Below are 13970 nucleotides of genomic sequence, written 5' to 3' on the forward strand. Positions count from 1 at the left end.
CGGCCGCGCCGGGACCCTCGCGCCGCTCCGGGGAGCCCGTCCGGCTACGCCCGCACCACCGGCTCCTGGAGTTCCGTCACCCAGTCCGCCTGGTCCTCCGGGCAGGCCAGGTACACCTCCCGGGCGTAGCCCGTCGAGCGGTAGCCGTTCTCCTCGACGAACCGCGCCAGCGCCTGGACCGCGACCAGCGAGCCGTCCATCGAGCCGCGGTGCACCACGGTCGCCGCCTCCTCGACGGCCGGCAGGTCGACCACCGCGAAGCCGCGCTCCCCGGCCGGGCCGACCGCGGCGGAGACCGGCACCGCGACCCGGATCAGCACCGAGCCGTCCCCGTCCCCGGTGTCCTCGTACCGGGCGACGGACGGGCCGGTGTGCGCGAGGCCGGCCGCCGCCAGCCGGCCGCAGAGCTCCTCGAACAGCGGGCCGATCACCGGCCCGATGTCCTGCGGCTCGTAGCTCGCCGCGACCCCCGTCAGCTCGGCCGCCCGCACCGGCGGTACCCGCTTCACCACGACGTCCTGGGTGGACATGGTCCCCTCGCTCTCGATCGTCCGGAGCCTCGCCTCGACCCGGGCCAGCCGTTCGGCGTCCGCCGCCATCGCCGCGGCGAGCTCGGCCCGCCGCAGCCGCAGCATCCCGCGCAGCTCGGCCGTGTCCACCTCCTCGTCCAGGACGGCCCGCACCTGGTGCAGCGTGAAGCCGAGGTCCTTGAGGGCGATGACCCGGTTGAGCCGGGCCAGCTGGGCCGCCTCGTAGCAGCGGTAGCCGCTGACCGGGTCGACCCGGGCCGGCCGGAGCAGCCCGATGGCGTCGTAGTGACGCAGCATGCGGACCGACACCCGGCCGTGTTTGGCGAAGTCTCCGATGTTCAACATGGTCCCTCCAGTGCAGACCCTCACACGGTGTCACGGTCAAGCACCGGGTTGGCCACCCGTTCTCCGCCCCCCCGGGGGGACCGCTCAGTCCGTCACGTCGAACCCCCTTCGCAGGCCCAGCACCTGGAGGCTGCGCTGGCCGGGAATGCCGTTGGCGTCCTCGCCCGAGTAGCCGAGGCTGCGCTGGAAGGCGGCGTACGCCTGCACGGTGCGGGTGCCGAGCGAGCCGTCCACCCAGCGCTGCTCCAGGAACCCCTCGTCCGCCAGGGCCTGTTCGACGATCCGCACCTCGCCGCCGTAAGTCTGGTGGCCCTGCTCGGCCCCCGGGTCGGTGCGCGCCGCCGCGACCACGTGGGCGAGCGAGACCCGCTGCGGCGAGGGCAGCCGGCCCAGCAGCCGGCGCAGCGACCCCTCGCCCGGCACCCCGTCGGCGTCCGCTCCCGAGTACCCCAGACTGTGCTGGAAGTCCTGGTAGTTGAGGGTGTCGGCGTCCCGCCAGTCCTGGTCGGGACCGGACTGGTAGTGCCGGCCGAAGCCCTGCTGGACGAGCGCCCGGCCCACCTCCTCGACCTGCGGCCCGTGCGCGCCGTAGCCGTACTCCAGCCCGTTGATGGTCACCCGGTACCGGGCGGGCCCGGACCCGCCGCCCGGCGGGGGCAGCGGCGCGCCGCCGGCCACCGCGACGATGCCGGGCATCACCACCTCGCGGAACTGCCGGGCGCGGGCGTTGCCCGGGCAGGCCGTCCCGCCGTCCGACCACTCGGGGAACATCCGGTGCACGCCGAAGCCGGGCGCGTCCCACTCCTGGCAGATCTGCAGCGGGATGCCGTGCCGCCGGTGCAGCCACACCCCGAGCGCGACGAGCGCGTTGACCTGGGGGTCCGTCCAGGGATCGGTGCTCTGGTCGTCGCTGGCCGACTCCACGCTCACCGCGCCGGTGCCGTCGGCCCGGCGGTTGGCCCGCATGTTGGCGTCGGCCCGGGTCTCGGTGCCGATGAACTGCCCCACGCTGCCGTCGTAGCCGACCCCGAAGTGCGACTCCAGGTTGGTGGAGTCCCGCCAGTACTCGTACATCCGCCGCGGCGTCCACGGCGCCGCCACACTGTGGAAGATCACCTGCGTCGGCGTGATCGCCGGCTGCTCGTCCGACTCGGGTTGGAGCTCCATCTTCTCCGCACCGGGGTACCAGGCCATCCGTCTCTCCTTGCCGGGCCCAGGGCAGTTCGCCCCCTACGCCCGGGTAGACGGACCCCGCACCCCCGCACGAGGACGCCCCACCCCCAAACCCCCCGTTCAGGTGAACCCGGCCGAACGCACGAAGGCGGGTGCCGACCTCAGGTCGGCACCCGCCTTGAGCAGGTGGTTCTTCTCCTACCGGCGGAGAGCGTGGGATTCGAACCCACGGTACGGGGTCACCGCACGACAGTTTTCAAGACTGTTCCCTTAGGCCGCTCGGGCAGCTCTCCAGGCGGAGGTCAGCCTAACGGGTCCGGCGGGGTTCGGTGCACAGGGTTTCCGGGGCGGGCCGGGGTCAGTTGTCCCCGACGCGGGTGCCGAGGGTGACCTTGGTGGTGGCGGTCTGGCCGTTGCGGGTGTACTCGACGTCGACGGTCTCGCCGGGCTTGTGCGTCCAGATCTTGCTGACCAGGGCGGGACCGTTCTCGATCGGGCTGCCGCCGAGCTTGGTGATGACGTCGCCGGGCTTGAGGCCCGCCTGGTCGGCGGCGCCGCCGGGGGTGACGGCCGGCTGGCCCTGGACGTCGCGGGTCTGGATCTGCGCGCCGTCGCCCTTGTAGTCGTCGTTGCGCAGGACGTCGAGCTTGGCGTAGACCGGCTTGCCGGTCTTGATCAGGGTGTCGGCCACCCACTTGGCCTGGTTGATCGGGATCGCGAAGCCCAGGCCGATGGAGCCGGCCCGGCCGTTGCTGGAGGTGTTGGACTGGATCGCCGAGTTGATGCCGATCACGCCGCCGCCGGAGTCCAGCAGCGGACCGCCCGAGTTGCCGGGGTTGATCGAGGCGTCGGTCTGCAGCGCGTTCATGTAGGAGGCCTGCGCGCCGGTCTCGTCGCCGGAGGCGACCGGGCGGTCCTTGGCGCTGATGATGCCGGTGGTGACGGTGGACTCCAGGCCGTACGGGGCACCGATGGCGATGGTGGAGTCGCCGACGTTGACCTTGTCGGAGTCGGCCAGCGGAAGCGGCGTCAGCTTGCCCTTGGGCGGGCTGTCGAGCTTGATGACGGCCACGTCGTAGCCCTCGGCGCGGCCCAGCACGGAGGCGTTGTAGGAGGAGCCGTCGGCGAACTTGACGGTCAGTTTGCCGCCCGCGGAGGCCGGGGCGACCACGTGGTTGTTGGTGAGGATGTGGCCCTCGGTGTCGAAGACGAAGCCGGTACCGGTGCCGGACTCGCCGTTGCCCTGGGCCTTGATGGTGACGACGCTGGGCAGCGCCTTCTGGGCGATGCCGGCGACCGAGCCCGGGGCGGGCTCGTTCTTCTGGGTGTTGTTGGCCTGGACCGTGGTGGAGCTGCGGTCGTTCTTGGCGCTGACGGTGGAACCGTCGCGGTCCGCGACGGCCACGCCGACCGCGCCGCCGGCCACGCCGGCCACCAGGGCGACGGCCGCGACCAGGGCGATCAGGCCGCCGCGCTTCTTGCGCGGGCCGCCGGGGACGGGCGCGCCGGGGTACTCGCCCGGGTAACCGAGCGGCCCGCCGGGACCGCCGGGCGCACCGGGGGCGCCGGGGGTGATGTCGTGCGGGGCGCCCCAGCCGCCGAGCGGCTGGCCGGCGCCGAACGGGTGGTGGTGCTGGCCGGTCGCGCCCGGGCCCTGCGGGGCGCCCGGCGCGGCGTACGGGTCGTGCGCGACGAGCGCCGGGGGCACCGGGGTGCCCGGGGCCGGGGTGGCGTACGGGTTGCCGCCGTACGGGGCGGCGGCCGGTGCGGCCGGGGCCGGGGCCGCGGGCGCGGCGGGCGGCAGGACCGGCGGCGGGGCGTCGAGGTAACCGGCCTCGGCGGCCGGGGCCGCGGGCTCGGGGGCGTCGGCCGGCTCCGGGGCCGGGAGCTTGCCGAACGCCAGCGTGGGCGTGAACCCGCCGGAGCCCCCCTCGGCCGGCTGGGACGGCTGGTCGGCCGCGGGCGTCGTTGCGGGGGCGGGACCGGCCGCAGGCTGCTGCGCCGGACCGTCAGAAGCGGAACCCGCCACCCCCTGGCCGACGGAGGGCTGCTCCCCCTGCGGCCCGGTGGACCCAACCTCGCGCTCGGTGCTCACGGACGACCTCCATAGCTGACAGGACCAACAACCATAGTTTTTCGCACACCCGATTCGATTGCCGTAAGGACCCTTCTGAAGAACTCATAAGAATCCTTAGCCGGTCCCGACGGCCGGCGCAGCGCCGCGCACGAACCCACCGCCTTGGCGTTCTCCCCCGCGCCGACTAGCCTGTCGCTCCGAACTGACACGCGGGAGCTTGGACCCACCAGGCTGAGAGTGCGCCGGTCGACCGTACGCCACGGACCCCGTGGACGGCCGTCGAGGGGGCGCAGACCGCCGGAACCTGTCCGGGTAATGCCGGCGTAGGGAGATATCGGCCATGCCGCCTGCTTCGCCATCCTCGTCCTCCGGCGCGCCCTCGTCCCCGGGCGTCCCCCCCTCCCGGGACGCCGCGGGCACCGCCCCCGGTTCCCCGGGCGGCGCCGCCGCGTCGGCCACCGCCGTCCTGGAGCCCCCGGCCCGGGCCGAGGCGCCGCTGGTGCTGGACACCGAACCGCCCCGCACGCTGGGCTTCCGCGACCACTTCGCGCTCTGGATGAACCTCGGCGTCTCGCTGATCGGCTTCACCACCGCCGCGACCGTGCTCGGCGCCAAGGGCAGCGAGCTGTCGCTGGCCGCCGCCGTCACCGCGATCGTGACCGGCACCGTGGTCGGCACCGCGATGCTCGGCGTGGCCGCGCTGATCGGCGCGCGCACCGGCGCACCCGCCATGGCGAACCTGCGCGGCCTGTTCGGCACCCGGCTGTCCTACGTGCCGACGGTGCTCAACATCGTCCAGTGCATCGGCTGGGGCGTCTACGAGCTGCTGACGATCGCGCTCGGCGCGCAGACCGTCACCGGCACCGAGGGCTACCGCTGGGCCTTCGTCGTGCTGGCCGGCGCGCTGACCACCGCGCTGACCATCTGGCCGCTCGGCGCGATCGCGGTGCTGCGCCGCTTCGTCGCGGCCGCGGTGGCCGTCGCGATGGTGTACTTCACCGTCCAGCTCGGCCGCAACGGCGTCCCGGACCCGGGCGCGGGCAACTGGCACGGCTTCCTGCCGGCGACGGACGCGATGATCGCGGTGTCGATCTCCTTCGTGCCGCTCGCCGCCGACTACACCCGGCACTCGCGCACCCCGCGCTCGGCGTTCTGGGGCAGCTTCTCCGGCTACACGGTGGCGCAGGTCTGGTGCTACGTGCTCGGGCTGATGGCGCTGCTGCAGGCGGACGGGGACCCGGAGCGGATCTTCGACTCCTTCCTGGGCGTCTGGGCCGGCTGGCTGTTCCTGCTGGTGCTGGTGCTGCGCGAGACCGACCAGTCCTTCGCCAACGTGTACTCGACCGCGATGTCGATCCACAACCTGCTGCCGAAGGCCGACCGCCGGGTGCTGACCGGCGCGACCGGCGTGCTGATCACCGTGCTCGCGCTGCAGATCACCGAGTTCACCGACTCGTACTACGCCTTCCTGGGGCTGATCGGCTCGGTCTTCGTCCCGATGTTCGCGGTGCTGGCGGTGGACTACTTCCTCGGCGCCGGGCGGCGCGGCTGGGACCTCTCCGCCGACGCGCCGTCCCGCTGGCTGATGCTGCTGCCGTGGGCGCTGGGCTTCGCCACCTACCAGCTGATCGCGCCGACCGCGGTGGCCGGCTGGTGGACGGACCTCTGGACGTCCGTGCAGGAGGCGCTGCACTTCACGCCGCAGGAGTGGACCTCGGCCTCGCTGTTCGGCTTCCTGGTGCCGGCCCTGGCCACCTGGGCGCTCACCCCGCTCACCCGGGGCCGGGCCGCCGCCGCGCGCTGACGCCCGCCGGGCCACCGGCACGGAGGCGAAGACGGCCCCCCGGGTTGGGGCGGTCTTCGCCTCCTCGTCATGTCCGCGGCCTATCGTGTAGGGCGTGACCAGCCCCGATGTCTCGCCCACGACGACCCGCACCACGCCGCCCGTCCAGGTGATCGCCCACCGCGGTTCCTCGTTCGCCCTGCCCGAGCACACCCTCGCCGCCTACCGCCGGGCGCTCGACGAGGGGGCGGACGCCCTGGAGTGCGACGTGCGGGTGACCGCCGACGGGCACCTGGTCTGCGTGCACGACCGGCGGATCGGGCGGGTCTCGGACGGCCGGGGCACGGTCTCCGCGATGACGCTGGCGGAGCTGGAGGCGCACGACTTCGGCGCCTGGAAGACCGGCCGGCCGAGCGAGGACCCGGAGCTGCGCGGGGTGCTGCGGCTGGAGAGCCTGCTGGAACTGGTCGTGGACCGCGGGCGGCCGGTGGACCTCGCGATCGAGACCAAGCACCCGGTGCGGTTCCGCGGCCGGGTGGAGTCCGAGCTGCTGCGGATGCTGGACCGGTTCGGGATCGGCGGCGCGCACGGCGGTGCGCACGGCGGCGTGGCCGGCACCGGCGCGGAACGCGGCGGCGCGCACGGCGTCAACGCCCGGATCATGAGCTTCTCCTCCGTCGCGCTGGCCCGGGTGGCGGCGGCCGCGCCGCAGTACCCGCGGGTGTTCCTGTTCGAGCGCGGTCTGGTGCTGCGCGGGCGGCTGCGCCCGGGCGCGCCGCTGCCGGGCGGGGCGCGGATCGCCGGGCCGGGGATCGAGCTGGTGCGGGCCAGGCCGGGGCTGGTGACCAGGCTGCGCGAGCTGGGCCACCAGGTGCACGTGTGGACCGTCGACGAGCCGGCCGACGTCGAGCTCTGCCTGGAGCTCGGGGTGTCGGCGATCATCACCAACCGCCCGGCGGAGGTGCTGGCCCAGCTCGGCCGCTGACCCCGGCCGCCCCGGCGCGCGGGGCCGGGACGTGGTGAACCGTTCAACCACCGTCGGCCGTTGATCGTCTTGGTAGGGACTCAAACCTTTCGGCGACGATTTCTGCCGCAATTCATACAGTTTCACGACGGAGGGTGAGCACCGAATCACCTGTCGCGCACCGACGGTGGACGGGCCTGAAATGTCCGCGCGGGATCGCCGCGCGGTCGTTTCCGACGTATTGCCAAGGGGCATCCATCCCTCGGCATACGCTGAAGGAGGTCCGGGGGTGGCGTTGATGGTGGCGCGTGAAGTGCCGACTTCATCGACCATGGCAGTGCCGCACGGCCCAGCGAGTGTCGGGGTCGCGCGGCGCCGACTGCGTCGAGATCTGGGAGACCGCGAGATACCGGAACCGGTCATTGATGATGCCGTTCTGATCCTTTCCGAACTTTTGAGCAACGCCTGTCGTTACGCCCGGCCACTCGGGCCGATGCCCGCGCTCGGCCGGGGCGCCCGCGCCGGGTCCGTCCAGCCGCTGCTGGTCGGCGGCCCGTCGCAGACCGGCCGGACGGGCGGGCCGCCCGCCGCACCGGGCGACGGCGGCGAGGACACCGGCGGTGTCCTGGTCCGCTGGCAGATGCACGCCGACGGCGTGCTCACCCTGGAGGTCACCGACGGCGGGGCGCAGACCCGGCCGTCGCCGTCCAGCCCCTCGCTGACCTCGCACGGCGGCCGCGGGCTGAGCATCGTGGACCAGCTGGCGAGCGACTGGGGCGTGCGCGACGCCCCGGGCGAGGTGACCGTCTGGGCGGCCCTGCCGGCCCGGGCCCGGCACGCCCGGCGCACCGGCGGCGGGCACCACGACGGCGGACACCACGACGGCGGGCACCAGGGCGGTGGGCGCCACGACGGCGGGCATCCCGGCCACGGCGGTGGACACCACGGCCACGACGGCGGGCACGCCGGCGGCTGAGCGGCCGCACGGCGCGGCGCCCCGGCAGCGGGCCCGGCGGGCCCGTCCGCGCCCCGGCGCACGCCCACGCGCCCGGGGAACGTCAGTAGGCTGACGGGAGCACCACACCACCGTTCCCGGGAGAGCCGCACCATGGGCAAGAAGGCCGCCAAGAAGGCGCCGCAGCGCAGCCAGTCCACCCCCGCCGCCACGGGCGAGATCCCCGTGGTCGGGGCCCGTGAGAACTGCCCCTGCGGCTCGGGCCGCCGCTACAAGGCCTGCCACGGCCGCGAGGCCTCGCACGCCGCCCAGGAGCTGGTGCACCGCCCGTTCGAGGGCCTGCCGGGCGAGGCGGACTGGGTCGCGCTGCGCGAGCTGGTGCCCGCCGCCACCGTGCCGCTGACGCTGGCCGCCGGGGTGGCCGGGACCGCCGAGGGCGAGGTGCCGTCGGTCACCCTGGCCACCGTGCTGCCGCTGGCCTGGCCCGCGCTGCGCCGCCAGGACGGCTCGATCCTGCTCGGCCTGCAGACCCAGTCGTCCTCCGGCGACCTGAGCCGCGACCTCGCGGACGCCCTGGAGCTGGCCCTGGCCACCGCCCCGGGCACCCCGGTGCCGGCCCGCCGGACCGTGCCGGGCGGCCGCCGTCTGCAGGACCTGCTGGACGGCACCGCCGCCTTCGAGCCGGCCGTGCACACCGGCTTCGAGTTCTGGCTGGAGGACGCCGAGACCGCCACCGGCGAGGTGGCCGCCTCGCTGGAGCGCGCCAACGCCTCCGCGATCCCCACCGAGAAGCTCGCCGGCGTCGACGCCGCCTACTGGTGCGGCACCCCGGACAAGAACCACCTGCGCTGGGTGATGACGGTGCCGGAGGAGAAGCTGCTGGACGCGCTGGCCCGGCTGACCGCCGCCGAGGAGTCCTCGCTCGGCCCGGACACCCGCCTGGTGGGCTCGTTCCGGGCGCACGGCCTGACCGTTCCGGTCTGGGACCTGCCGCTCGCGATGACCGCGGCCGACTGCGAGAAGCCGGCCGCGGAGTTCGCCGAGCGGCTCGCCGCGACGCTCGCCGACCCGGCCCCGCTCACCGCCGACGAGCGACGGGCCCGCGCCAACCTGGTGAACCGTCAGGTCACCCTGAACTAAAGGCGGGACGCAACGCCGGGGCACGCCCGGCGGATCGGCGTGATACGCGTCACATTGTCGCCCGCGACCCGCAATTTCCGGGCTGCGAGGGCGTCTTGGAAATTGGCGCGGGCGCGGATCCTTGTTACTGTCTAAAGAGTCCGGTCGCTGGTGCATCCCCCGTCGCCAGCGGCCGGATCTTTTGTTTTCCGAACGCCCCACGCCGGGGCCGGTCGGCCGTGCCCGATCAGTACGCGGACGACGGATCGTCAGTACGCCGAGCGGCCGCTGTCCAGCTGGACCGCCGCCGCCACCAACTCTCCCAGCAGTGGCTCGACTTGCGGCAGCCAGACACCGCCGTCGGCCCCCTGACGGGGCGGCAGCACCCAGCGCACCCGGTCGCCGTCCCCGCCGCCGGGCGGCAGCGGCAGGAAGCCGCCGCTCCCGTGGTAGCGCAACGATCCGGGCACCCAGGGGAGTTGGACGAGCACCTCGCCGAGCGCGTCGAGCGACCAGGGGGCGACCAGCATCGCGTACCGGTCGGGCATCGCCAGGACCGGTCCGAGCCGCAGCCGCAGGGCGGCCAGGTAGGCGAGCGCGCGGGCGCCGGCCGCCGCGGGGAGGCTGACCGCGCACACCGTGCGGCCGGTCGCGGTCAGCACCGGGGCGTCCGGGCAGCGCCGCTCCCACCACCAGCGCACCATCCGGGCGTCGGTGGTGGCCGCGAGCAGCGGCGGGTCGTGCGGGTGGGCGCCCGGCACCGGGCAGTCCGGGTCGCCGCAGGAGCAGTGTCCGCCGGCGAGCAGGACGGTTCCGGGGACGACGGGCCAGCGGTGGCCGGTGGCCGCCGTCAGGGCGCCGGCCAGCCGGGCCGCCCTGGCCGCCCGGGCCGCCGGCCGGCTCCTCGGGTCGTCGCGCAGTGGGTTGTCGCGCATTGGCACCCGTTCCTTTCCGTGACCGCTCGGTGGCTCCGCCCCGCGGCCGCCGGACCGGCCGCCGCCGCGCGTCCGGGGACGCCGGACCGGCCCGCGAAGCCGGACGGAGGGATCCGGCCGGGAGCCGGGTCGGAACGGACCGGGGGCCGGGCCGGAGCCGGGCGGCGGGCGGGGCGGCGGTACGGACGGCGGTGCGGACAACGGCGCGGGCCTGGAGCACGCGGTGGAGCACGATGTGAAAGGACTGCGGAATAGAACAGCCCTTGGAACGAGAATCCCGTATGCGACCGGATGGACGCCGCCCGGCCGCGGTTGGTTCCACCGTACGAGTGAGTCGCTTCCGGCCGACCCGGCCGGCCGGCGCCATGGGCATACGATCCGGACGGCCGCCGGAGCCGTCCCCCCGGTTCTGCCCGCTCACCGGCTGCTCCATGCCCGGCGGGCGGAGGCGCCCCGTCCCGCCGGACCGCGGTGCACTCGACCGGCGCGCGCGGAACGGAACGCGCCCCCTGACCGGGCCCGCGACGGCGCGACGGCGGCCACCAGCCTTGTCATTGCTCTGGACATGCCCCGAATGGCCTGTGTAGAAGTGGTGGCATTGCTGTCGATCAATGACGAGTAGTAGCGAATCGAGGCGAAACGCGCCCTTTTGGCCGTGCTCGCTCCAAACGGCCGTACCTGGGGGTTCCGCATGATCCGCGTGACACGCACCACCGCGTCAGGAGTGGCGGCATGACCGAGTCCCACCCACCGTCGACGTCCTCCGAGCCCGCCGAGCCCGGCGGTGCCAGCGGGCTCTCCGTGCTGGACCCGCCCGGCTTCCACGATCCGGCCGCGCCCGCCGCGCGGCCGGACGGACAGCCGGACGGGGAGCCCGACGGAGAGCCGGACGCGGAGCCGTCCGGACGGCCGGACGCCCGGACGCCCGGCGAGCTGCCGGGTGCCGGTGAGGGCGCGGACCGTGCCGCGTCCGCCCCCGGCGCGCCCGACGGCGCGCGTCCCGACGCCTCCGCCACCGGAGTGCAGGACCGTTTGGCCGGACGCCTGTCCGATTTCACCAGCCTGCACGAGCACACCGAACGGCTCGCCCGCGCCCGCGGCCTGTCCGCCACCCTGGACACCGTGCTCGCCTCCGGCGCCGCGCTGCTCGGCGCCGACCGCGCCCTGCTGGTCACCGCGCTCCCCGGCGGCGGCCCCAGCCAGCCGGTCGGCCTCGGCATGGACCGCGCCAGCCTCGGCTCGCTGGAGACCGTTCCGCCCGACCAGAGCCTGCTCGCCCGGCTGCTGCGCACGCACGACCGGCCCGCCGAGCTGGCCTCGCACGACCTCGCCGGCGACCCGGCGATCGGCGCCCGGCTGCGCGAACTCGCCGGCCACCTCGGCATCGGCGGCTGCTACGGGCTGCCGCTCGCCACCGAGGAGGACGGCCCGCTGGCCGCCGTGCTCTGGTTCTACGACCGGCCCGCCGGCCCGACCGGCCGCCAGCGCGAGCTGGCCCGCCGCTACTGCGCGGTGGCCGCCCCGCTGCTGGCCAAGCAGCTCGACGCGGAGAAGGTCCGGCGCACCACCGAGGCACTGCGCCGCGGTCTGCTGCCCGACCGCCTCCCCCGGCCCGCCGGCCTGCGGCTGGCCGCCCGGCTGGTCGCGGCCGGCCTGGACCGCTCCTGCGGCAGCGACTGGTACGACGCCATCCCGCTGCCGGACGGCACCGTCGGCCTCACCGTCGGCTCCGTCTCCGGCGACGGGCCGGGCGCCGGACCGGGCTCCGCCCCCGGCGCGGCCGCCGCGATGGGCCGGGTGCGGGCCGCGCTGCGGGCGTACGCGGTACTGGAGGGCGAGGACCCGGTGTCCGTCCTGGGCGACCTCGAACTGCTGCTGAAGACCACCGAGCCGTCCCGCACCGCCACCGCCGTCTACGCCTGGGTGGAGCCGGAGGGCCGCCGGATCACGCTGGCCGGGGCCGGCCACTGCCCGCCGGTGCTGGTCACCCGCTACGGCGCCGAGTTCGTGGAGACCTCGCTCTCCGCGCCGCTCGGCGTGCTCTCCTGCTGGGAGGCGCCCGGGGTCGAGTTCACCGCCGAGCGCGGCGACACGCTCGTGCTCTACACCGAGGGGCTCGCCCGCCGCTTCGGCCCGACCCTGCACGCCGGGCAGGCCAACCTGCGCCGGGCCGCCGCCGACGCCCCGCGCGACGTGCGGACCGACCCCGACCGGCTCTGCGCCCACCTGGTGGCGGCCGCGGCCGAGCAGGACACCACCGGCCCCTGGGACGGTCCGGACACCGACGACCTGATGCTGCTCGCCGCGCGCTTCGAGTAGCGGGGCCCGTTCGGGCCTTCGCCCCGCCCGCCCGGCCGGTCCGAACGGGCCGGGCGAAGGCCCGAACGGGTGAGCGGCCGGGCGTCCGTACCATGGACGCACGGCCGCCCACCTGTGTCGCGATCCGACGCGCCCCGGGCGGCACCACGCGCAAGGAGGCGACGTACGTGACCGAGGACCGCACCCCCGCGGTGGCCGAGAACCCCGAGGCCGTCGGCGGCGACGAGGAGCCGCAGCAGTTCAAGGGCCGCAAGAACGGCCTCTACTCCGAGGTCTCCGACGAACTGGCCGCCTCGATGAAGTCCGGCTGGGCGGACACCGAGCTGCACGGTCTGACCCCGGTCCCGCAGGCCCCGTACGCCGCCGAGCGCCGCGCCAAGCTGTCCGCCGCCTTCCCCGGCGAGCGCCTGGTCGTCCCGGCGGGCACCCTCAAGGTCCGGTCCAACGACTGCGACTACGCCTTCCGCGCCGCCAGCGAGTACGTGCACCTCACCGGCGACCAGACCGAGGACGCCGTGCTGGTCGCCGAGCCCGCGGGCCCCACCGGCCACACCTTCGACCTCTACCTGCTGCCCCGCTCCGACCGCGGGAACGGCGAGTTCTGGCTGGACGGCCACGGCGAGCTGTGGGTCGGCCGCCGGCACAGCCTCACCGAGCAGGAGCAGCTGCTCGGCCTGCCGGTGCGCGACGTCCGCAAGGCCGCCGACGAGCTGGCCGCCCGGGCCGCGGACGGCGTGCCGACCCGCATCGTGCGCGGCTACGACGCCGGTCTGGAGGCCGCGCTCGACGGCGTGCTGGACGCCGGCCGGGACGCCGGGCTCAAGGAGTTCCTGAGCGGCCTGCGGCTGGTCAAGGACGCGTGGGAGATCGGCGAGCTGCGCGCCGCCTGCGAGGCCACCGTCAAGGGCTTCACCGACTGCGTGCGCGAGCTCGGCCAGGCCGTCGCCACCTCCGAGCGCTGGATCGAGGGCACCTTCTGGCGCCGCGCCCGGGTCGAGGGCAACGACGTCGGCTACGGCTCCATCTGCGCCGCCGGCGCGCACGCCACCACCCTGCACTGGGTGCGCAACGACGGCGAGGTCCGCCCCGGCGAGCTGCTGCTGCTGGACGCCGGCGTGGAGACCAGCACCCTCTACACCGCCGACGTCACCCGCACCCTGCCGATCAACGGCCGCTTCGACGCGCTCCAGCGGAAGATCTACGACGCGGTCCACGACGCCCAGGAGGCCGGCATCGCGGCCGTGAAGCCCGGTGCCCGGTTCCGCGACTTCCACGACGCCTCGCAGCGGGTGCTCGCCGAGCGGCTGCTCGCCTGGGGCCTGCTGGACGCCTCGGTGTACGACGTCGAGAAGGTCCTGGAGCTGGGCCTGCAGCGCCGCTGGACCCTGCACGGCACCGGCCACATGCTCGGCCTGGACGTCCACGACTGCGCCCACTCGCGCACCGAGGAGCACGTCGACGCGCTGCTGGTGCCCGGCATGGTGCTCACCGTCGAGCCGGGCCTGTACTTCCAGCAGGACGACCTGACCGTCCCGGAGGAGTACCGCGGCATCGGCGTCCGGATCGAGGACGACATCCTGGTCACCGCCGACGGCAACGAGAACCTCTCGGCCGGCCTGCCGCGCCGCGCCGAGGACGTCGAGGCGTGGATGGCCTCGCTGGCCTGATCCGACGGGCGGCGCTGCCGGGCCCGCGCCCGGCGGGCCGTCGTACGGGCGGCGCGGCAGCCGCCCGGGCCGCCGGCGGTCCGGCCCCCGAGCAGTGGGGGCC

General features: G+C 75.0%; 10 protein-coding genes, 1 tRNA gene and 1 riboswitch. Of the genes, 6 read left to right on the top strand and 5 right to left on the bottom strand.

Features of this window, described 5'->3' with window-relative positions; translation table 11 throughout:
- Positions 1-44: 44 nt before the first annotated feature.
- The 4 genes from ACFXAM_RS32800 to ACFXAM_RS32815 all read right to left on the bottom strand — a co-directional run bounded on the left by ACFXAM_RS32800 (position 45) and on the right by ACFXAM_RS32815 (position 4143).
- Positions 45-875, bottom strand: coding sequence for a MerR family transcriptional regulator (locus ACFXAM_RS32800; RefSeq protein ID WP_380296803.1), 831 nt, complete (start codon positions 873-875; stop codon positions 45-47).
- Positions 876-959: 84 nt separating this feature from the next.
- Positions 960-2069, bottom strand: a complete 1110-nt coding sequence (locus ACFXAM_RS32805; RefSeq protein ID WP_380296805.1) for a peptidoglycan-binding protein — start codon at positions 2067-2069, stop codon at positions 960-962.
- Positions 2070-2253: 184 nt separating this feature from the next.
- Positions 2254-2341: transfer RNA gene (locus tag ACFXAM_RS32810), tRNA-Ser, on the bottom strand.
- 65 nt (positions 2342-2406) lie between these two features.
- Entirely contained in the window at positions 2407-4143 is a 1737-nt protein-coding gene (locus ACFXAM_RS32815; protein ID WP_380296807.1) for a trypsin-like peptidase domain-containing protein, read from the bottom strand.
- Between the two features lie 181 nt (positions 4144-4324).
- Positions 4325-4473: riboswitch (TPP riboswitch) on the top strand.
- Between ACFXAM_RS32815 and ACFXAM_RS32820 the strand changes: the two genes are divergently transcribed.
- The 4 genes from ACFXAM_RS32820 to ACFXAM_RS32835 all read left to right on the top strand — a co-directional run bounded on the left by ACFXAM_RS32820 (position 4466) and on the right by ACFXAM_RS32835 (position 8967).
- Positions 4466-5929, top strand: a complete 1464-nt coding sequence (locus ACFXAM_RS32820) for a purine-cytosine permease family protein (RefSeq protein ID WP_380296808.1) — start codon at positions 4466-4468, stop codon at positions 5927-5929. Its footprint overlaps the riboswitch before it by 8 nt.
- Positions 5930-6023: 94 nt before the next feature.
- Complete coding sequence (locus ACFXAM_RS32825) at positions 6024-6893, top strand: glycerophosphodiester phosphodiesterase family protein (RefSeq protein ID WP_380296810.1); 870 nt, start codon at positions 6024-6026, stop codon at positions 6891-6893.
- 472 nt (positions 6894-7365) lie between these two features.
- On the top strand, positions 7366-7848 hold the full coding sequence (locus ACFXAM_RS32830) for a hypothetical protein (protein ID WP_380296811.1): 483 nt from the start codon (positions 7366-7368) through the stop codon (positions 7846-7848).
- A 132-nt stretch (positions 7849-7980) separates the two neighbouring features.
- Positions 7981-8967, top strand: coding sequence for a DUF5926 family protein (locus ACFXAM_RS32835; RefSeq protein ID WP_380296813.1), 987 nt, complete (start codon positions 7981-7983; stop codon positions 8965-8967).
- 248 nt (positions 8968-9215) lie between these two features.
- On the opposite strand, the gene ACFXAM_RS32840 is transcribed toward ACFXAM_RS32835, so the two are convergent.
- The gene (locus ACFXAM_RS32840; protein ID WP_380296815.1) at positions 9216-9881 is read right to left on the bottom strand and encodes a bifunctional DNA primase/polymerase; all 666 of its coding nucleotides are present in this window, start codon (positions 9879-9881) and stop codon (positions 9216-9218) included.
- Positions 9882-10613: 732 nt separating this feature from the next.
- Here ACFXAM_RS32840 and ACFXAM_RS32845 point away from each other — a divergent pair.
- Positions 10614-12200 carry a SpoIIE family protein phosphatase gene (locus ACFXAM_RS32845; RefSeq protein WP_380296817.1) on the top strand — a complete coding sequence of 529 codons (1587 nt, stop codon included), beginning with the start codon at positions 10614-10616 and terminating at the stop codon, positions 12198-12200.
- Between the two features lie 167 nt (positions 12201-12367).
- Entirely contained in the window at positions 12368-13867 is a 1500-nt protein-coding gene (locus ACFXAM_RS32850; protein WP_380296819.1) for an aminopeptidase P family protein, read from the top strand.
- Positions 13868-13970: the final 103 nt, after the last annotated feature.

The organism is Kitasatospora sp. NPDC059462, assembly GCF_042749955.1.
GTDB lineage: Bacteria > Actinomycetota > Actinomycetes > Streptomycetales > Streptomycetaceae > Kitasatospora.

What these genes read in the sequence shown, in the direction of transcription:
- ACFXAM_RS32800 (WP_380296803.1), bottom strand. Translation starts at nt 875, where the DNA reads ATGTTGAACATCGGAGACTTCGCCAAACACGGCCGGGTGTCGGTCCGC.
- ACFXAM_RS32805 (WP_380296805.1), bottom strand. Translation starts at nt 2,069, where the DNA reads ATGGCCTGGTACCCCGGTGCGGAGAAGATGGAGCTCCAACCCGAGTCG.
- ACFXAM_RS32820 (WP_380296808.1), top strand. Translation starts at nt 4,466, where the DNA reads ATGCCGCCTGCTTCGCCATCCTCGTCCTCCGGCGCGCCCTCGTCCCCG.
- ACFXAM_RS32830 (WP_380296811.1), top strand. Translation starts at nt 7,366, where the DNA reads ATGCCCGCGCTCGGCCGGGGCGCCCGCGCCGGGTCCGTCCAGCCGCTG.
- ACFXAM_RS32835 (WP_380296813.1), top strand. Translation starts at nt 7,981, where the DNA reads ATGGGCAAGAAGGCCGCCAAGAAGGCGCCGCAGCGCAGCCAGTCCACC.
- ACFXAM_RS32840 (WP_380296815.1), bottom strand. Translation starts at nt 9,881, where the DNA reads ATGCGCGACAACCCACTGCGCGACGACCCGAGGAGCCGGCCGGCGGCC.
- ACFXAM_RS32845 (WP_380296817.1), top strand. Translation starts at nt 10,614, where the DNA reads ATGACCGAGTCCCACCCACCGTCGACGTCCTCCGAGCCCGCCGAGCCC.